23 protein-coding genes are annotated in these 16,088 nt (G+C 62.0%); 14 read left to right on the forward strand and 9 right to left on the reverse strand.

Going from position 1 to position 16,088, the window contains the following annotated elements:
* Positions 1-106 precede the first annotated feature (106 nt).
* From fliF to fliP, 4 genes are read left to right on the forward strand one after another with little or no spacing between them, the layout of a single operon-like run.
* Positions 107-1,684 (forward strand): flagellar basal-body MS-ring/collar protein FliF, encoded by a 1,578-nt coding sequence (gene fliF / locus ACR0EZ_RS07800; RefSeq protein ID WP_480612088.1) that lies wholly within the window; start codon positions 107-109, stop codon positions 1,682-1,684.
* The gene (locus ACR0EZ_RS07805) at positions 1,684-2,280 is read left to right on the forward strand and encodes a FliH/SctL family protein (protein ID WP_480612089.1); all 597 of its coding nucleotides are present in this window, start codon (positions 1,684-1,686) and stop codon (positions 2,278-2,280) included. The genes fliF and ACR0EZ_RS07805 overlap by 1 nt, the downstream gene beginning before the upstream one ends.
* Positions 2,273-2,560: a FliM/FliN family flagellar motor switch protein gene (locus ACR0EZ_RS07810; RefSeq protein ID WP_480612090.1), complete on the forward strand. Its 288-nt coding sequence runs from the start codon at positions 2,273-2,275 to the stop codon at positions 2,558-2,560. Before ACR0EZ_RS07805 ends, ACR0EZ_RS07810 begins: the two co-directional genes overlap by 8 nt.
* Positions 2,560-3,291 carry a flagellar type III secretion system pore protein FliP gene (fliP, locus tag ACR0EZ_RS07815; RefSeq protein ID WP_480612091.1) on the forward strand — a complete coding sequence of 244 codons (732 nt, stop codon included), beginning with the start codon at positions 2,560-2,562 and terminating at the stop codon, positions 3,289-3,291. The genes ACR0EZ_RS07810 and fliP overlap by 1 nt, the downstream gene beginning before the upstream one ends.
* 261 nt (positions 3,292-3,552) lie before the next feature.
* Here the strand turns inward: fliP and ACR0EZ_RS07820 are convergent, their stop codons facing one another.
* The gene (locus ACR0EZ_RS07820; RefSeq protein WP_480612092.1) at positions 3,553-4,152 is read right to left on the reverse strand and encodes an MlaC/ttg2D family ABC transporter substrate-binding protein; all 600 of its coding nucleotides are present in this window, start codon (positions 4,150-4,152) and stop codon (positions 3,553-3,555) included.
* Entirely contained in the window at positions 4,142-4,912 is a 771-nt protein-coding gene (locus ACR0EZ_RS07825; protein ID WP_480612402.1) for an MlaA family lipoprotein, read from the reverse strand. Before ACR0EZ_RS07825 ends, ACR0EZ_RS07820 begins: the two co-directional genes overlap by 11 nt.
* Positions 4,913-5,250: 338 nt before the next feature.
* Here ACR0EZ_RS07825 and ACR0EZ_RS07830 point away from each other — a divergent pair, with 338 nt between their 5' ends.
* Genes ACR0EZ_RS07830 through ACR0EZ_RS07845 form a run of 4 tightly spaced genes read left to right on the forward strand, consistent with a single transcriptional unit; the run spans position 5,251 to position 7,993 of the window.
* Positions 5,251-5,706, forward strand: coding sequence for a RidA family protein (locus tag ACR0EZ_RS07830; protein WP_480612093.1), 456 nt, complete (start codon positions 5,251-5,253; stop codon positions 5,704-5,706).
* A complete protein-coding gene (locus ACR0EZ_RS07835; RefSeq protein WP_480612094.1) occupies positions 5,703-6,470 on the forward strand; it encodes a glycerophosphodiester phosphodiesterase family protein in 768 nt (255 codons plus the stop codon). Before ACR0EZ_RS07830 ends, ACR0EZ_RS07835 begins: the two co-directional genes overlap by 4 nt.
* A 45-nt stretch (positions 6,471-6,515) precedes the next feature.
* A complete protein-coding gene (locus ACR0EZ_RS07840; RefSeq protein ID WP_480612095.1) occupies positions 6,516-7,703 on the forward strand; it encodes a GNAT family N-acetyltransferase in 1,188 nt (395 codons plus the stop codon).
* Entirely contained in the window at positions 7,700-7,993 is a 294-nt protein-coding gene (locus ACR0EZ_RS07845; RefSeq protein ID WP_480612096.1) for a 4a-hydroxytetrahydrobiopterin dehydratase, read from the forward strand. Before ACR0EZ_RS07840 ends, ACR0EZ_RS07845 begins: the two co-directional genes overlap by 4 nt.
* Here ACR0EZ_RS07845 and ACR0EZ_RS07850 read toward each other — a convergent pair.
* From ACR0EZ_RS07850 to ACR0EZ_RS07865, 4 genes are all read right to left on the reverse strand, one after another.
* On the reverse strand, positions 7,990-8,301 hold the full coding sequence (locus ACR0EZ_RS07850; protein WP_480612097.1) for a hypothetical protein: 312 nt from the start codon (positions 8,299-8,301) through the stop codon (positions 7,990-7,992). The two genes, ACR0EZ_RS07845 and ACR0EZ_RS07850, sit on opposite strands and share 4 nt — an antisense overlap.
* Positions 8,302-8,316: 15 nt before the next feature.
* The gene (locus ACR0EZ_RS07855; RefSeq protein ID WP_480612098.1) at positions 8,317-8,664 is read right to left on the reverse strand and encodes an EF-hand domain-containing protein; all 348 of its coding nucleotides are present in this window, start codon (positions 8,662-8,664) and stop codon (positions 8,317-8,319) included.
* 11 nt (positions 8,665-8,675) lie between these two features.
* Positions 8,676-8,921 (reverse strand): glycine zipper 2TM domain-containing protein, encoded by a 246-nt coding sequence (locus ACR0EZ_RS07860; protein WP_480612099.1) that lies wholly within the window; start codon positions 8,919-8,921, stop codon positions 8,676-8,678.
* A gap of 104 nt (positions 8,922-9,025) precedes the next feature.
* Complete coding sequence (locus ACR0EZ_RS07865) at positions 9,026-9,511, reverse strand: redoxin family protein (RefSeq protein WP_480612100.1); 486 nt, start codon at positions 9,509-9,511, stop codon at positions 9,026-9,028.
* Positions 9,512-9,610: 99 nt separating this feature from the next.
* On the opposite strand from ACR0EZ_RS07865, the gene ACR0EZ_RS07870 reads away from it, so the two are divergent.
* Genes ACR0EZ_RS07870 through ACR0EZ_RS07885 form a run of 4 tightly spaced genes read left to right on the forward strand, consistent with a single transcriptional unit; the run spans position 9,611 to position 12,236 of the window.
* A complete protein-coding gene (locus tag ACR0EZ_RS07870) occupies positions 9,611-10,822 on the forward strand; it encodes an NAD(P)/FAD-dependent oxidoreductase (protein ID WP_480612101.1) in 1,212 nt (403 codons plus the stop codon).
* On the forward strand, positions 10,819-11,379 hold the full coding sequence (gene rsmD, locus ACR0EZ_RS07875) for a 16S rRNA (guanine(966)-N(2))-methyltransferase RsmD (RefSeq protein WP_480612102.1): 561 nt from the start codon (positions 10,819-10,821) through the stop codon (positions 11,377-11,379). The genes ACR0EZ_RS07870 and rsmD overlap by 4 nt, the downstream gene beginning before the upstream one ends.
* 15 nt (positions 11,380-11,394) lie before the next feature.
* On the forward strand, positions 11,395-12,030 hold the full coding sequence (locus tag ACR0EZ_RS07880) for an HAD family hydrolase (RefSeq protein WP_480612103.1): 636 nt from the start codon (positions 11,395-11,397) through the stop codon (positions 12,028-12,030).
* A gap of 26 nt (positions 12,031-12,056) precedes the next feature.
* On the forward strand, positions 12,057-12,236 hold the full coding sequence (locus ACR0EZ_RS07885) for a hypothetical protein (RefSeq protein WP_480612104.1): 180 nt from the start codon (positions 12,057-12,059) through the stop codon (positions 12,234-12,236).
* Here the strand turns inward: ACR0EZ_RS07885 and map are convergent.
* From map to sfsA, 3 genes are all read right to left on the reverse strand, one after another.
* A complete protein-coding gene (gene map, locus ACR0EZ_RS07890) occupies positions 12,224-13,036 on the reverse strand; it encodes a type I methionyl aminopeptidase (protein WP_480612105.1) in 813 nt (270 codons plus the stop codon). The genes ACR0EZ_RS07885 and map overlap by 13 nt on opposite strands.
* 121 nt (positions 13,037-13,157) lie before the next feature.
* On the reverse strand, positions 13,158-13,868 hold the full coding sequence (locus ACR0EZ_RS07895) for an imm11 family protein (RefSeq protein WP_480612106.1): 711 nt from the start codon (positions 13,866-13,868) through the stop codon (positions 13,158-13,160).
* Positions 13,865-14,581, reverse strand: coding sequence for a DNA/RNA nuclease SfsA (sfsA, locus tag ACR0EZ_RS07900; RefSeq protein WP_480612107.1), 717 nt, complete (start codon positions 14,579-14,581; stop codon positions 13,865-13,867). Before sfsA ends, ACR0EZ_RS07895 begins: the two co-directional genes overlap by 4 nt.
* A 51-nt stretch (positions 14,582-14,632) precedes the next feature.
* Here sfsA and ACR0EZ_RS07905 point away from each other — a divergent pair, with 51 nt between their 5' ends.
* Positions 14,633-15,355 (forward strand): competence/damage-inducible protein A, encoded by a 723-nt coding sequence (locus tag ACR0EZ_RS07905; protein ID WP_480612108.1) that lies wholly within the window; start codon positions 14,633-14,635, stop codon positions 15,353-15,355.
* Positions 15,352-16,062 (forward strand): GNAT family N-acetyltransferase, encoded by a 711-nt coding sequence (locus ACR0EZ_RS07910; protein WP_480612109.1) that lies wholly within the window; start codon positions 15,352-15,354, stop codon positions 16,060-16,062. The genes ACR0EZ_RS07905 and ACR0EZ_RS07910 overlap by 4 nt, the downstream gene beginning before the upstream one ends.
* Positions 16,063-16,088: the final 26 nt, after the last annotated feature.

Below are 16,088 nucleotides of genomic sequence, written 5' to 3' on the forward strand. Positions count from 1 at the left end.
GTTTCTGGTGCATCCGTCATAACCCCGCAGGGACTAACCGATTGTTAAGGGCAATCGTCCAAACAAGAGGTGCACCGGGCAGAACGCCGGTGAGTCGGAGGTGAGCGTGCAGCAGATCGGAACTGTCTGGGCCGGGTTGGACAGGCGAAAACAAATCATCGTTGCCGGTGCGGCGGTGCTGGTGTTTCTGGGGGTTCTCGGGCTGTCGCGCGTGGTGAGCGCTCCGTCTATGACCCTGTTATATGCGGAGCTCGAAAGCGGTGCTGCGGGCGATATCGTCCGATCGCTGGATCAGCGCGGTGTTCCGTATGAGATTCGCGGCGGGTCGATCTATGTTCCGGGCGGGCAGCGGGATGAGCTGCGCATGACCCTCGCCAGCGAGGGGCTGCCTGCGAATGGCAATCGGGGGTACGAGCTGCTGGATTCCCTCAGCGGCTTTGGCACCACGTCTCAGATGTTCGATGCCGCCTATTGGCGCGCGAAAGAAGGGGAATTGGCGCGCACCATCGTCGGCAGCCCCCATGTCAGCCAGGCGCGCGTTCACATCGCCAACGGATCGGCCAACCCGTTTCAGCGCAGCGTGGCCCCGACGGCCTCGGTCTATCTGGTGCCCTCGGGCGGGCAGATCACCGGTGATCAGGCCAAGGCCATTCGGTTTCTGGTGGCCTCTGCCGTCAGTGGTCTGGCCCCGGAAAACGTCACGGTGATCGATTCGAACGGGTCCGTTATCGGGGGGCAGGAAACTGCTGTGGCAGCCGACACCGCTGACGACAAGTCGCGCAAGTTGCGCGAACGGGTCCTGCGGCTGGTCGAGGCGCGTGTGGGTGCGGGCAATGCGGTTGTCGAGGTCAGTGTCGATACGGTGACAAAGACGGAATCGATCCGTGAGCGGCGGTTTGACCCGAAAGGCCGGGTGGCGATCAGCACCGACGTTGAAGAACGCTCTGACAGCGCCCGAAACCAGTCCTCCGACGTCACGGTGGCCTCGAACTTGCCGGATGGGGACGGTGCGGGCGGGGACGAATCCAATTCGACCGCCACGCAGACCCGAGAGCGGGTGAATTACGAGGTCTCGGAAACCGAGCTTGAGGTTCACACTGCCCCCGGTGCCATCAAGCGGCTGACGGTTGCGGTGCTGGTTAACGGAACCCGTGTGGTGGATACGGCGGGCGCGGAAAGTTTCGCCCCATTGCCGCAGGCAGAACTTGAGGCGCTGGAAGAACTGGTCGCCTCTGCCGTCGGGTTCGACGCGGCGCGGGGGGATGTGATCACACTGAAATCCCTGGACCTGCCAGCGGTTGAGCCGCAGGGGACGCTGGTCTCGGCATCTGTGTGGCAGAACATCCATCTGGATGCGATGTCGCTGATCCAGATGGTGGTTCTGGCGCTTGTCTCGCTGGTTCTGGCCCTGTTCGTGATCCGCCCGATCCTGATGAAACCCGCTGAGGCCCCGGCATTGCTGCCCGCAGCATCGGGCACTGAGGACACCAATGTTCTGACCGGAGAGATTGCGACGGACGACGGGTCCGGCTTTGCGCAATTGCCGGCTCAGGCCGATGTTCCGACCTTAGGCGCAGTTGCAGAAGACCCGGTGGAGCGGCTGCGGGCGATGATCGGCGACAAGCAGGAAGAGACGGTCGAGATTCTGCGCAGCTGGCTGGAAGAGGGTGAGGAGCACGTGTGATGACCATCGCTCATCTTCTAGAGGATTTCGCAACCGCATCGGCGGATGGCAGGGTTCACGTTCTGAACGACGATACGCTCGAAGAACACCGGCTGGCGGCCTTCGAACAGGGCTATGGCGCGGGATGGGAAGATGCGGTTCAGGCGCAGGAACAAAGCCGGACCCGCCTGTCCGCCGAACTGGGGCAGGCGCTGCAGGACATGTCCTTCACCCATCACGAGGCGCTGTCGCGCATGACGCTGTCTCTGGAACCCATGTTCCAAAGCCTGGTCCGCGCTGTTCTGCCCGAGAGTCTCGACAAGGGCCTTGGCACACGGGTGGTCGAACATCTGTGCAGCATGGCCCGCGAGCAGATCGGGCAGCCTATACAAATCCTGGTGCCCGAGGGGCAGGGCGAGGCAGTGCAATCCCTGATCCCCAGCGAAATCTCTCCGCCGCCCAGCGTGATCGAGGACCCCTCGCTGGAGGCCGGTCAGGCGAGATTGCAGGTTGGCATGTCCCGGCGCGAGGTTGATTGCAGCGCCCTACTGGCGTCGATCGCCGGGGCATTTGAAGCGTACGCATTTGAAGCAAACGAGGCATTGGCAAATGAGTGACCCCCAGACCCCGACACAGCAGAAACCCAACCCGTTCGACTCGGTGCCCATCGAAGTGACAGTCTCGGTCGGCCGCGCCCGCCCGCTGATCCGCGACCTGCTGAACATGGGCGAGAACGCGGTGCTGACGCTCGACAAACGGATCGAGGATCCGGTCGATCTATATGTCGGAGACCAGCTGGTCGCCCGCGGCCTGCTGGAGGAGATGGAGGGCGAACAGGCCGGTCAGCTTGCTGTGCGCCTGACGGAAATAGCCGATCTGCAAAACGGGATCGGGTGATGCGCCCCCTGATCTGGCTGGCCTGCGCGGTCCTCGTGCTGACGCCGTCACTGGCCATGGCGCAGGAGGTGACGCTGTCGCTGGGCGAAGGCGGGTCGATCTCGGCCCGGACGGTCCAGTTGATCCTGCTGATCACCGTGCTCAGCCTCGCGCCGGGGCTGGCCATCATGATCACCTGCTTTCCGTTTCTGATCACCGTTCTGGCCATCCTGCGGCAGGGGATCGGGCTGCAGCAATCGCCGCCCAACATGCTGATCGTCAGCCTGGCGCTGTTTCTGACCTATTTCATCATGGACCCCGTTTTCACCGAGGCCTGGACCACCGGCATCCGCCCGATGCTGGAAGAACGGATGGAGGTTGAACCGGCCTTGGAACGCGCCCTGATCCCGTTCCGGGAGTTTATGGCGGCCAGGCTGGATGCGGACACATTCTACGCGATGGCCGCCCTGCGCCCCGAAGGGGACGCGCTGGCCCTGTCGCCGCAGGCCCCTCTGTCGGTTCTGATGCCATCCTTCATGCTGTCCGAGATCGCCCGCGCCTTTCAGATCGGGTTTCTGATCTTCCTGCCGTTCCTGATCATCGATCTGGTGGTTGCTGCCGTCCTGATGTCGATGGGCATGATGATGGTGCCCCCGGCCATCGTCTCCCTGCCATTCAAGCTGGCGTTTTTCGTGATTGCGGATGGGTGGGCCTTGATCGCCAGCGCATTGGTGCGCAGCTACATGCCCTAGCTCGCGCTGAACGGCGGTGGATTGGGGGAGGTCAGAGTTGGACAGGGTCTGACGGCTGCGGGTTGTCGGTTCTTGAGCCGGGTAACCGTCTGAAGGACCTTCAGATTTGGCAACCTAATGGGCAAGAATGACTGCGTGATGCACCGGTCCGAAAACCAGAGCGGCGCATCGGGAATGTCATCGGCCCGGCAATTGGCTGCGAGAACCGCAGCACCGTTCACAGGACATCAATCCGGCCTCTGACCGGGCGGAGCAAACAGATCAGCTGGTCCGGTCCAGATCCTTGATCAACTGGTTCAGGTTGCCTTTGCGGGCATCCAGCATCGCGCCGATCTCGGTGCGCTCGGTCAGCAGCAGGTTCACGCCCTCGATGAACATGTTGTAGAACTTGTCGCGCCCGGATTTGTCCGAGACCAGAAAGGTCACATCGAACGGAGAAGACCCGCGCAGCTTGACCGAGGTTCTGACCTCGTACCCCGCCTTGATCTTGCGGGCGTTGCGGACATTCACCTCACCACCGATAAACTCGCGGAACCGGCGGCCATATTTGCGCGAGATATAGCCCTGAAACGCCTTGGTGAATCGCCGCAGCTGCGCCGGGCTTGCGGTGCGGGCATCCGCGCCCAATGCATAGCGGGCCATGATCGGCACATCGGCATATTGCACGAAAATCTTCTCGAAATCGCGCAGCATGGCGTTTTCGGATTTGCCGGAGTCGATCACCCGGTTGATTTCGGTAACCACACTGTCGACCAGCGCCTTGGCGCTGGCTTCGGTCTGGGCGAAGGCGGGCAGGGGCAGGACGGCCAGTGCCAGGCCTGCGGCTATAAATCCACGTCGGTTCAATGCGTTATTCGGCATATGGGTCCTCGTAGGGGTCAAGATAGGGGTCTCTGACTGGGTCGGTCCCGATTTCTGCATAGGGATCGCTGTATAGCCCCAGATAGGCGTCCTCATCATCTCTTGCCAGTTCAAAGCGGCGATTTTGCAGATAGATCAGCCGGGCCTGCGCGTAACTGTCTGCGCTGTCATACAGAATCGAGTCGACCGTGTCCGAGAACCGGCCCCGGTCGCCCATGCGCCGCACAACCTCGGCGTAAACGCCGATATTGTCCACCGGGCGGGTCGGGCTGAAATTGATCGGGTTCGAGAACAGGTTGACCACAACGCCGATCGCATCCCGCTGGGTCGAGGGACCGTAGAAGGGCAGTTCGACATAGGCCCCTTCGCCAACGCCCCAGACATGCAGGGTTTCGCCAAAATCGGTGTCCACCGGCGGCAGGTTCAGCTCATCGGCGGGCGCAGACAGGCCGAAACCGCCCACGGTCATGTTGATGACAAATCGCAACAAGGCGTTGCCGGTCTGTTTCGGATTGCCCTGCAGCAGATAGTCAAGCGCCTGACCGGGAAGAGAAATGTTTTCGGCAAATGTGCTGAAGCTTGTCACCATCGGGTCGGGAACGATCTTCACATAACCTTTCGAGGCCGGGCGGAAAAGAAACCGGTCAACCCCAAGGTTGAATTTGTGGACCGCGCGGTTGTTCCCCTCATACGGGTCAAAAACCTCGCCCGGGGGGGCGTTTTCAGGGGGTCGGGTCGCGCAGGCCGACAAAACGGTCATCAGGGACAGGACAATAATGTGCTTCAGGCCAAATCTGCTCGACACGGGTCTCGTTACTCCAAAGTTGCCCTTTGATTTGGATACAGGGCTTTCAATCAATACGCCTGTGCCGGTTCAACACAAGTTTTTGAGTCATAGATGGTTCACGCCTCGAATGAAACACCTAGCGTTTAACCTGTCTGCCGGCGCGCCGTAAAGTGACACAGCTTCAACAGTTCGCAATAAGAGAAGTTATGCCCAGATCGCGGGTGATCGGCAAAATGGCGGTTTCCTGCTTTTCCCAGCGCCACTTCCCGGTTAGCGTCCGCCCGAGTCGAACACAGGGTGAGGAGCATCACATGACCATCGCAGCAAAACTGGAAAGCCTGGGCGTCACGTTGCCGGACGCGCCTGCGCCTGCGGCCAATTATGTGCCCTTCGTGCGCGTGGGCAATATCGTCTACGTCTCGGGCCAGATCTCGAAGGCGGATGAGCTGATCACCGGCAAGCTGGGCGATGACATGGATGTTGACGCAGGCGCGGCTGCGGCAAAGGTCTGCGCCATCAACCTGCTGGCGCAGGTCAAGGCCGCGTGCGGCGGCGATATCGACAAGCTGGTGCGGGTGATCAAGCTGACCGGTTTCGTGAACTCGACCGCCGATTTCACCGCCCAGCCGCAGGTGATCAACGGCGCGTCGGATTTTCTGGTCGAGGCGCTGGGCGATGCGGGCCGTCATTCCCGCTCGGCTGTCAGTGCCGCGTCACTGCCGCTGGGCGTGGCGGTCGAAATCGAAGGCATATTCGAGGTCCAATGACACCGCCCCTGCCTTCTGAATTCCTGCGGGCTCCGATCTCACATCGGGCCCTGCACGATATCTCGGACAACCGCCCGGAAAACAGCCGGGCGGCCATTCGCGCGGCTATTGATGCAGGCTACGGGATCGAGGTCGATCTGCAGCTGACCTCGGATGGCCGGGCGATGGTCTTTCACGATTATGACATGGCGCGTCTGACCGGGCAGCCCGGCCCGATCCGGCAGGTTTCAGCGGCACAGGCGCAGGCAACCGCGTTGTTGCAGGCCGATGATGGCATCCCGACACTGGACGAGGTGCTTGGGATGGTGGCGGGCAAGGTGCCGCTGTTGATCGAGTTCAAGGATCAGGATGGTGCGATGGGTCCCGATATCGGCCCGTTAGAGGCGGATGCCGTCCGGGCGTTGCAGGGCTATGACGGCCCCGTCGCGCTGATGTCGTTCAATCCGCACAGCGTGGCCGAACTGGCCCGTCTGGCCCCGCACCTGCCGCGGGGTCTGGTGACCTGTTCCTACAAGCCCAAGGTCGAGCTGTTGCCGCAAAGCGTCTGCGACCATCTGCGCGACATCCCTGATTTCGACCGGGTCGGGGCCAGTTTCATCAGTCACGAGGTGCACGATCTGAACCGCCCCCGCGTGGCAGAACTGAAAGCGCGCGGCGTGCCGGTCCTGTGCTGGACCGTCCGGTCGCCCGAACAAGAGGCAGAGGCCCGCAAGGTTGCCGATAATGTGACCTTCGAGGGCTATCCGGCGGCCCATCCGGCTTGATCCCACCCGCCGGAGTCACAGATAAAGACGGGGCGCGGAGGGCATATGGATCAGGCACAGATCGAGGTTCAGGTACTGGCATCCCTGTCGCAGATATCTGCGGCAGAGTGGGACGCCTGCGCCTGCCCCGAAGCGGCAGGTGGCGGACGCCCGCTCGATCCCTTCACCACGCATAGGTTTCTGCTGGCGCTCGAGGAAAGCGGTTCCGTCGGGCGCGGCACGGGCTGGCAGCCGCAATATCTGACGGCCTATCTGGACGGGATGCTGATCGCAGCGGCCCCGATGTATGCCAAATCGCATTCTCAGGGCGAATATATCTTCGACCATAGCTGGGCCCATGCCTATGAAAGCGCGGGCGGGCGGTATTATCCCAAGCTGCAGATCGCCGTGCCGTTCACCCCCGCCACCGGTCGCCGTTTTCTGGTGCGCCCGGGGTACGAGGCGATTGGCATGTCGGCGCTGGCGCAGGGGGCGGTGCAACTGGCCGCTGACAATCAGGTCTCCTCGCTCCATGCCACGTTCTGTACCGAGGATGAGGCGCTGGCCGGCGCGCAAATGGGCCTGATGGTGCGGTATACGCAGCAATTCCATTGGCTGAACGAAACCTACCCGGATTTCGACGCGTTTCTGGCGGCCCTGTCGTCGCGCAAGCGCAAGAATATCCGAAAGGAACGGGCGCAGGCCTGCGGCTTTGGCGGCGATATCCGCACCCTAACCGGTGACGAGCTGCGCCCCGAGCACTGGGACGCGTTCTGGCGGTTCTATCAGGACACCGGCGCGCGCAAGTGGGGCTCACCCTATCTGACGCGGCAATTCTTTGATATCGCTCAGGAAACCATGACGAATGACATCGCTCTGGTGCTGGCCGAACGCAACGGCTATCCCATCGCGGGGGCCTTGAACTTTATCGGGCGCGAGACGCTGTTTGGTCGCTATTGGGGCTGCGTCGAACACCATGCCTGCCTGCATTTCGAACTGTGCTATTATAGGGCGATCGATTTTGCCATCGCCCATGGCCTGAAGCGGGTCGAGGCCGGTGCGCAGGGCGAGCACAAGCTGGCGCGCGGCTACCTGCCGACCCGCACGCATAGCCTGCACTGGGTCGCCGATCCCGGATTTGCCGACGCGGTCAAGAAATTTCTGGACGCCGAGGGCCGGGCGGTGGGAGAAGAGATCGAGATTCTGACCGAATACGGACCGTTCAGAAAATCGAACCCGGAGGAACACCAATGACCGAACTTTTGTCGACCGAGACGCGCGGACCGCTGCTGGACCCGCTGTTCAAAAACGGCTGGACCATGGTTGAAGGCCGGGACGCGATTACCAAGACCTTCATTTTCGACAATTTTGTCGCTGCCTTCGGCTGGATGACGCAGGTGGCGATCTGGGCTGAAAAGTGGAACCACCATCCCGAATGGTCGAATGTCTACCGCACGGTCGAGGTGGTGCTGTCCACCCATGATGTCGGCGGCCTGTCGGCGCTGGATGCCAAGCTGGCGCGCAAGATGGACGGTCTGGTCTAACCCCGGTCGCTTTGCGAGCCCTGACCACCGGCAAGCGCCGCCGTGATGCCCAGCTGCCGGAATTCATCCGGTGTCACGGTGCCATCGCTGACGTCGATATTGCGGGGGATGCCCGTGGTCCGGTTGCCGATTGACCGGACGCTGCGCGCCGCCGGGTTGATGTCCAGACAGCGCGTTTCATAGCAGGTCAGCCCGCTGGTATTGATCTGGATGCGCGCCTGCCCGTCCGGCCCGGTGACAACAGGGGCCTGCGGTACGTCGCAGGCCGCCACCAGAGCCAAAGCCCCCAGACCGATCCATTTGTTCATCGCCCGCTCCTGACCCTAATCCAGCTGACCGTTGCCGTCCAAATCCGCAGCGTTGAAGTCGCTGTCCATCTGCGCGTCATATTCTGCTCTGGAGATAAGGCTGTCATTGTTGCGGTCAACATTTTGGAATTGTTTGATGTCCAGAAACGGCTTGGCCTCGTCCAGACCCAGCGTGCCGTTCTTGTCGTCATCCATTTCCTGAAAGGCGTAGTCGGAAAAAGCGTTAAACTCGTCCTTGGACAGAAAGCCGTCATTGTTGGCGTCGATGGCTTTCAGCTCGTTTTCATGCAGCTCGCCCACGGTTTCGGCACTGGCTGCTCCGGCCAGAAGAGCCGCTGTGATGACGATAATCTGACGTTTCATGGCGGCGCTCCTCAGCATGCGAATCTCTGACCTTCAAAGCCGCCCGCGGCGGCCCCTGCTGCGGTCAGGATGGTTTTGCCCGACCCGCCGCCGAACTGGTTGCCGATGGCCCCGCCGATCAACGCGCCACCCAGCGTGCCGCCGAGGCAGGCAATCTCGTGCTGGCGGGCGGCCTGTTGCTGCGGGGTTGGGGCCGGTCCGCAGGCGGCCAACAGCCCCGCGCCGGTCAGGATAAGTGAAAAAGCCTTGAGTTTCATGAATTAACTCCCCGGTTCATATGCGCCGAGTATTCGCGCATCGGGGCGTTCTATCAAGTGAAATACGGCGTGGATGGCCCCGACGCTGCCGGGGCCGCGCAGGGTTACATGGCCGCAAGCAACGTCTCGCCGGCGGACACTTCGCAGGTGCCGGGGCTTTCTTCCAGGTTCAGCGCCGTGACCTTGCCGTCCTCGACCAGCATCGCATATCGTTTGGAGCGCGCGATCAGGCCCGCAGGCGGGGCGTCGAATTCCATGCCGATGGCCTTGGTGAACTCGGATGCGGCGTCTGCCAGCATGGTCAGGCCTGCCCCGGTCGCGCCGGTCGCCTCGCCCCAGGCTTTCATCACGAAGGGATCGTTGACCGAGATGCAGATGACCTCGTCCACGCCTTTGGCGTCGAACTGATCCTTGGTGCGCATGAAGCTGGGAACATGGGCGGAACTGCAGGTTGGCGTATACGCGCCCGGCACTGCAAAAATCACCACCTTGCGCCCTTTGACCTTGTCGGACAGCCGAACCTCTTCCGGCCCCTCGGCCCCGATCCGGGTCAGCGTTGCGTCGGGCAGAGTGTCACCTGTTGAAATCATTTTTAAGCTCCTGTCGTTTGGATTTGCAGAGTCGGGCTCAGCCGCAATATAGGTGAGCGAAGCAAGTTAACCACGGGAATTCGACAGGGTGGGAGGAGCATGAGCCATATTGTCGTGATCGGTGCGGGGCAGGCGGGGTCTTCGCTTGTCGCCAGGCTGCGCAAAGACGGGTTTGAAGGGGACATCACCCTGATCGGGGCCGAGCCGCATCTGCCCTACCAGCGCCCGCCTTTGTCCAAGGCCTATCTGCTGGGCGAGATGGAGCTGGAGCGCCTGTTTCTGCGCCCCGAAAGCTTTTATGCCGATAACAACATCACCCTGCGTCTGGGCCAGCGCGTGACCGGCATCGACCCGCAGGCCAAGACCGTGATGGTCGGGGATGAGGTCATCGCCTATGACGAGCTGGCGCTCACCACCGGGTCCGACCCGCGCCGCCTTCCGGCCGCGATTGGCGGTGATCTGAACGGCGTGCATGTGGTGCGCGATCTGGCCCATATCGACGAGATGGAGCCCCGCGTCACCGACGGCGCGCGCGCGCTGATCGTGGGGGGCGGCTATATCGGGCTCGAGGCTGCGGCGGTTTGTGCCAAGCGCGGCGTAAAGGTCACTCTGGTCGAGATGGCGGATCGCATCCTGCAACGGGTCGCCGCGCCCGAGACCAGCGACTACTTCCGTGCGCTGCACAGCGGCTACGGGGCCGATATTCGCGAAGGCGTCGGGCTGGACCGTCTGATCGGTGAAAACGGCAAGGTCACGGGTGCCGCGCTAAGTGATGGCACCGAGCTTGAGGTCGATTTCGTCGTGGTCGGCGTGGGCATCGCGCCCTCGACCCAACTGGCCGAGATGGCGGGGCTGGAGCTGGACAACGGAATCAAGACCGACGCCCATGGCCGCACCTCGGACCCGTCGATCTGGGCGGCGGGTGATTGTGCGTCCTTCCCCCATGGCGAGGGGCGTATCCGGCTGGAAAGCGTGCCCAATGCCATCGATCAGGCCGAGATCGTGGCCCAGAACATGCTGGGCGCAGCCAAGGGCTATACCGCGACGCCGTGGTTCTGGTCGGATCAGTATGACGTCAAGCTGCAGATCGCGGGCCTGAACACCGGCTATGACCGCGTCGTGACCCGCAAGGGCGAGGGCGCGACCGTGTCCTTCTGGTATTACAAGGGCGACCAGTTGATTGCGGTTGATGCGATGAACGACCCGCGCGCCTATATGGTCGGAAAACGCCTTATCGACGCAGGCAAGACCGCTGATCCGGCGGTTGTGGCCGACGCGCAGGCGGATCTGAAACCGCTGCTCAAAGCGTGAGGATCATCGCCGGAGACTTCCGGGGCCGCGCCTTGGCCTCGGTCGGCAAGGGGGACGCAGGCGCGCATCTGCGCCCCACCACCGACCGGGCGCGGGAAAGCCTGTTCAACGTGCTGACCCATCTGATCGATTTCGAAGGTCTGCGGGTTCTGGACCTGTTCGCAGGCACCGGCGCGCTGGGGCTCGAGGCGCTGTCGCGCGGTGCCGAGCACGCAACATTTGTGGATGACGGTCGGGTGGCGCAGCGCCTCATTCGCACGAACATAGACCTGACCCGCAGCGCCGACCGGACGAGCCTGATCCGCCGGGATGCCACAAAGCTGGGCGAAAATCCCGGTCCGGCCTGTGACCTGATCTTCCTCGACCCACCGTATGGCAAGGCGCTGGGCCAGAAGGCCGTTGAGGCCGCTCTTGCGGGCGGATGGATCGCCGATGACGCGCTGCTGGTCTGGGAAGAAAGCACCCCGATGGTCGCGCCGAACGGGTTTGCCCAACACGATACGCGAAAATATGGCGACACCCATATCTCATTGATGTGGCGCGATATTTCAGACTGAAACAGGCGAGGGCCCATGCACGATCTGGTGATTTTCGATTGCGACGGCGTTCTGGTCGACAGCGAGCCGCTGTCCAATCAGGTGCTTGTCGACAATCTGGGCCGCTATGGTCTGGACCTGACGCTGGAGGACAGCGTCGGTTTCTTTCTGGGCGGTACAATGACCGGCGTGCGTGACAAGGCGCGCGATTTGGGGGCGGATCTGCCCGAGGATTGGGTCGATCAGGTCTATGCGGAAACCTATGCGCGCCTGCGGCAGGGCGTGGCGCTGATACCTGGCGTTCGCGAGTTGCTCGATACGCTGGATCACCACGGTATCCCGTTCTGTGTCGCCTCGAACGGCAGCCCGGACAAGATGGCGATCACGCTGGGGCAGAACGGTCTGTGGGATCGTTTTGACGGGGCCATGTTCTCGGCGCACCAGTTGGGGACGGCGAAACCGGACCCTAAGATGTTCCGGCTTGCCGCTCAGCAGTTTGGCGCATCCGCGCCGGTCGTCATTGAAGACAGCCACAATGGTGTGACCGCTGCGATCCGCGCCGAGATGCGCTGTCTGGGTTATGCGGCCCATGACGACGGCGCGAAACTGGCGGAAATTGGCGCAGAAGTGTTTTCCGACATGGCGGATGTTCCCCGGCTTTTGGGACTCTGACCCGAAAACATGCTATGGTCCGAGCCATGGACCGCGCCTTAACTCCGCCGCTCTGGGCTTTCGAACCGGATACCGACACCGCAACCGGCCCTCCGCCGAAACCAAGGCGCGCGCCCGTGTTCATCCATGACGCAGTGACGCCATGGGGGTCCGAGACGATGCTGCTGAAGCTGCTGCGCGATCAGGCGCAGGATCAGGACGAATAGGTCGGATGAAACTTGTCGCCGGGTGACAGGGTGAAAATCTCGACCCCGTCCGCCGTTACACCCACCGAATGTTCAAACTGCGCCGACAGCGACTTGTCGCGGGTCACGGCGGTCCAGTCATCGGCCAGCGTTTTGGTTTCGGGGCGGCCCAGATTGACCATCGGCTCGATGGTGAAGAACATACCCTCTTCCAGCACCGAACCCGTTGCCGGACGCCCGTAATGCAGCACATTCGGCGGTGCGTGGAACACCCGGCCCAGCCCGTGACCACAGAAATCGCGCACGACCGACATCCGGTGTGCTTCGACATAGGCCTGAATCGCGTGGCCGATATCGCCGAAGGTGTTGCCCGGCTTGACCATCTCGATGCCCTTGAACAGGGCATCGTGCGTCACCTGGATCAGCCGCTCGGCCTTGCGCGGCAGTTTGCCCGCCACATACATGCGCGAGGTGTCGCCGAACCAGCCATCGACGATGACGGTCACGTCGATATTCAGGATGTCGCCATCCTTCAGCTTTTTGTCGCCGGGAATGCCGTGGCAGACCACATGGTTGACGCTGATACAGCTTGCGTGCTGATAGCCCTTGTAGCCAATGGTGGCCGAGGTCGCGCCCGCATCCTCGACCATCCGGGTGATCAGCCCGTCGATGGCACCGGTGCTTTGACCGGGGAAAACATGCTCGGCGATGTCATCCAATATCCGCGCCGCCAAGGCCCCTGCCGCGTGCATGCCGGCAAAGTCACCCTGTTCGTAGATGCGGATACCGTCTTTGGTCAGACGGCCACGATGTTCTTTCATCGACGCTAGGCTCCAAATGTTTCGCGCAGCATTCCTTTTACGCTGCTTGTGCAGAAAGTACCAGAGGGTGTGAGGTTGTGGGCTCTGTTCGGTCGTTCAGATGGTGCCGCGGGTGCCGACTTCAAGGGGACGCAACTGCCACGACCTTGCACGGACGGAAGCCGATCCAGCGCGCACTTAGTCGCGAATCTTTGATCGCTGATTTAAGGCGATCCGAAAAAAACACTCGGCGCCGAACAGTACGATCCAGCCAAAGGTCCAAATCGCTGGCCGCAGTAGGGTCCACGGCAAGTTGGTTCTTACCTTCGGGAATTGCTTGCCAGACTTCGCCACTCGTTCCGACCGCACGTAGACCCGTAGAAAGATCAGGCAGAAAGGTCTTCCGGTTCTCCAGAATATGCATCAAAAACCAGCGTCGCCCCGGATACGGTGTTTTCTGGTCGTATTCCAGCAATGGTACCTCGTGAAAACGGGTGCGGCCCAGTTCAAACTGCGTGAGCACGTTACGCATTTCTTCGGAGGCATAAATCAAAGCCATCGCGCCCGTGAATATGTCTGGCAAGTTCTCTTTCTTCTTCTTTTGAAGGTCGTAGTACGTGAAATAGATGTACTCGGGATACTCCGATACCGGGATGTCCTGAGCATCCTCATATCTGTCCTGAAACGCCACGTACCCCTTCGGCCTCGGAGCATCCAAATGAACGCTGATGGGCTGAATGTTTCGGGTACTGTGGAGAAGAAGGGATTCCCAAACTTTCTTATGTGTCACTGCGCTCTCAATAACGTTTGTTTCAATCGGTTGAACAGAATCACCGTCAGAACCTGTTTTCAAGTCTGGAAATCGCGGTTCCAAACTAGACCGTTGCTAACCCAAACTCCTTCCGTGGAAATACACGTGCCACAGATCAGCCGCTCCACATCCTGCGTCTGCGCCCCTTCAAACGCCGCCGCATAGGCCGGGTCGATATCGGCGGCCAGCGCAAAGCGGTCGCAATCGGTGCGCTGCACCAGATACAGCATCACCGCCCGGTGCCCCTGCGCCGCCATTGCCGCCAGTTCGCCCAGATGTTTGGTGCCGCGCGTGGTGACGCTGTCGGGAAACTCGGCCAGACCGGGCTGGCGCGAGAGGGTGACGCTTTTGACCTCGACATAGGCATCCGGCAGGCCGGGCTGGGTCAGCAGGAAATCTATACGGCTGTTTTCGCCGTATTTGACTTCCGGTTTCACGGTTTCGTATGCGGCCAGTTCGGGCACTTCGCGCGCCTCCAGCGCTGCCCGCAGCGCCTTGTTCGGGACCGAGGTATCGACACCGGTAAAATGCCCGTTCTCATGATCGACCAGCCGCCAGCCGTATTTCAATTTCTTCTTGGGGTCGTCATTGGGCTCCAGCCAGATTTTCTCGCCCGGCTCGGCGAGACCCATCATCGATCCGGGATTGGCGCAATGGGCCACCACCTCGCGCCCGTCTTCCAATGTGCAATCGGCCAGAAAGCGCTTGTAGCGGCGGATCAGGCGGGCGGGGACAAGGGGGGTTTCAAATCGCATGGCCAAGGGCCTATACCTGCCCTGTGGGCCGATCAAGAGGGAGGGCGCGCCATGGCCAATCCAACCGCAGCAATGCTTGTGATCGGGGATGAGATCCTGTCGGGCCGCACCCGCGACGCCAATATGCATTACCTGGCGCAGGAACTGACCAAGCATGGCATCGACCTGAAAGAGGTGCGCATCGTCAGCGACGACGCCCCGGCCATAGAAGCGGCGGTCAGGGACTTGTCGAAGGCGCATGACAACGTGTTCACCAGCGGCGGCATCGGTCCGACCCATGACGACATCACCGCCGACTGCATCGCCCGTGCCTTTGATACGCCCATCGATATCCGCGCCGATGCCCGCGCCTTGCTGCAGGCCCATTATGACAAATCCGGGCTGGAGCTGAATGCCGCCCGCCTGCGCATGGCGCGCATCCCCGAGGGCGCGGCCCTGATCGACAACCCGGTCTCGACCGCGCCGGGGTTTACCCTTGGCAATGTGCATGTGATGGCCGGGGTGCCTTTGGTGTTTCAGGCGATGGTGGCCAGCGTTCTGTCGACGCTTACCGGCGGCAGCCCGCTTTTGTCCCAGACCCTGCGCGTGAACCGGGGCGAGGGCGATATCGCGGCCACTCTGGCAGCGCTGGCGGATGCGTTCGAGCAGCTTTCGATCGGCTGCTACCCATTCCAGATCAACGGCGTTTTCGGGGCCAATGTGGTGGTGCGGGGCACGGACGGGGCGCAGATCGATGCCGCCATGACTCGGTTGGCGAAGGAGCTTGATCTTTGACCATCAACTGGGCAGACGTCGTCGATGGCACCTGGCCTGCGGCCCGGTATGACACCTGCGGACCTTTCCAACTGCGCGAAGGGCAGGGCGGCGGGTCGCGCGTATCTGCCGCCAATGGGCTGGGACCGGCGACCGACAGCGATATCGACGCCGCCGAGGCCGCGATGCTGGCGATGGGCCAGAACCGCATCTTTTGCCTGCGCCCGGGGGATGAGGCGCTGGACGCCCGGCTTGCCGCGCGCGGCTATGATATCCTCGATCCGGTCAATATCTATCGTTGCCCTGTCGGCCAGCTGACCGATCCGCCTCTGCCCCCGCTGGTGGCGTTCGACGTCTGGGAACCACTTGCGATCATGCGTGAAATTTGGGCGCAGGGCGGTATCGGGCCCGAGCGGGTCGCGGTGATGGAACGCGCGCCCGGCCCCAAAACCGGCCTGCTCTTGCGCCATGACAACCGCCCCGTCGGGACGGCATTTGTGGCGCTGCACGGCGACATCGCCATGGTGCATGCGCTGGAAATCCTGCCCGCGCATCGCCGTCAGGGGGTTGGCCAATGGGGCATGCGCGCTGCGGCCTTCTGGGCTCTGGACAATGGCGCGCAGACCCTTAGCGTGATCTGCACCAAGGCCAATGCCGGGGCCAACGGCCTGTATCGTGCCCTCGGAATGGAGATCGCGGGCGAATATCACTACCGTCAGCGTGCCTGACAAGAGGGACCAACGTGACCAAAAAA

It is taken from the genome of Ruegeria sp. AK4 (assembly GCF_056541025.1).

Excerpts from the sequence above, each read along its gene's own strand:
- ACR0EZ_RS07820 (WP_480612092.1), bottom strand. The coding sequence starts at position 4,152 with ATGCCGAATAACGCATTGAACCGACGTGGATTTATAGCCGCAGGCCTG.
- ACR0EZ_RS07885 (WP_480612104.1), top strand. The coding sequence starts at position 12,057 with ATGGACCGCGCCTTAACTCCGCCGCTCTGGGCTTTCGAACCGGATACC.
- ACR0EZ_RS07825 (WP_480612402.1), bottom strand. The coding sequence starts at position 4,912 with ATGACCGTTTTGTCGGCCTGCGCGACCCGACCCCCTGAAAACGCCCCC.
- map (WP_480612105.1), bottom strand. The coding sequence starts at position 13,036 with ATGAAAGAACATCGTGGCCGTCTGACCAAAGACGGTATCCGCATCTAC.
- ACR0EZ_RS07880 (WP_480612103.1), top strand. The coding sequence starts at position 11,395 with ATGCACGATCTGGTGATTTTCGATTGCGACGGCGTTCTGGTCGACAGC.
- ACR0EZ_RS07860 (WP_480612099.1), bottom strand. The coding sequence starts at position 8,921 with ATGAAACTCAAGGCTTTTTCACTTATCCTGACCGGCGCGGGGCTGTTG.
- ACR0EZ_RS07855 (WP_480612098.1), bottom strand. The coding sequence starts at position 8,664 with ATGAAACGTCAGATTATCGTCATCACAGCGGCTCTTCTGGCCGGAGCA.
- ACR0EZ_RS07850 (WP_480612097.1), bottom strand. The coding sequence starts at position 8,301 with ATGAACAAATGGATCGGTCTGGGGGCTTTGGCTCTGGTGGCGGCCTGC.
- ACR0EZ_RS07840 (WP_480612095.1), top strand. The coding sequence starts at position 6,516 with ATGGATCAGGCACAGATCGAGGTTCAGGTACTGGCATCCCTGTCGCAG.
- ACR0EZ_RS07805 (WP_480612089.1), top strand. The coding sequence starts at position 1,684 with ATGACCATCGCTCATCTTCTAGAGGATTTCGCAACCGCATCGGCGGAT.
- ACR0EZ_RS07810 (WP_480612090.1), top strand. The coding sequence starts at position 2,273 with ATGAGTGACCCCCAGACCCCGACACAGCAGAAACCCAACCCGTTCGAC.
- ACR0EZ_RS07905 (WP_480612108.1), top strand. The coding sequence starts at position 14,633 with ATGGCCAATCCAACCGCAGCAATGCTTGTGATCGGGGATGAGATCCTG.
- ACR0EZ_RS07830 (WP_480612093.1), top strand. The coding sequence starts at position 5,251 with ATGACCATCGCAGCAAAACTGGAAAGCCTGGGCGTCACGTTGCCGGAC.
- ACR0EZ_RS07870 (WP_480612101.1), top strand. The coding sequence starts at position 9,611 with ATGAGCCATATTGTCGTGATCGGTGCGGGGCAGGCGGGGTCTTCGCTT.
- fliP (WP_480612091.1), top strand. The coding sequence starts at position 2,560 with ATGCGCCCCCTGATCTGGCTGGCCTGCGCGGTCCTCGTGCTGACGCCG.
- ACR0EZ_RS07835 (WP_480612094.1), top strand. The coding sequence starts at position 5,703 with ATGACACCGCCCCTGCCTTCTGAATTCCTGCGGGCTCCGATCTCACAT.
- sfsA (WP_480612107.1), bottom strand. The coding sequence starts at position 14,581 with ATGCGATTTGAAACCCCCCTTGTCCCCGCCCGCCTGATCCGCCGCTAC.
- ACR0EZ_RS07845 (WP_480612096.1), top strand. The coding sequence starts at position 7,700 with ATGACCGAACTTTTGTCGACCGAGACGCGCGGACCGCTGCTGGACCCG.
- ACR0EZ_RS07865 (WP_480612100.1), bottom strand. The coding sequence starts at position 9,511 with ATGATTTCAACAGGTGACACTCTGCCCGACGCAACGCTGACCCGGATC.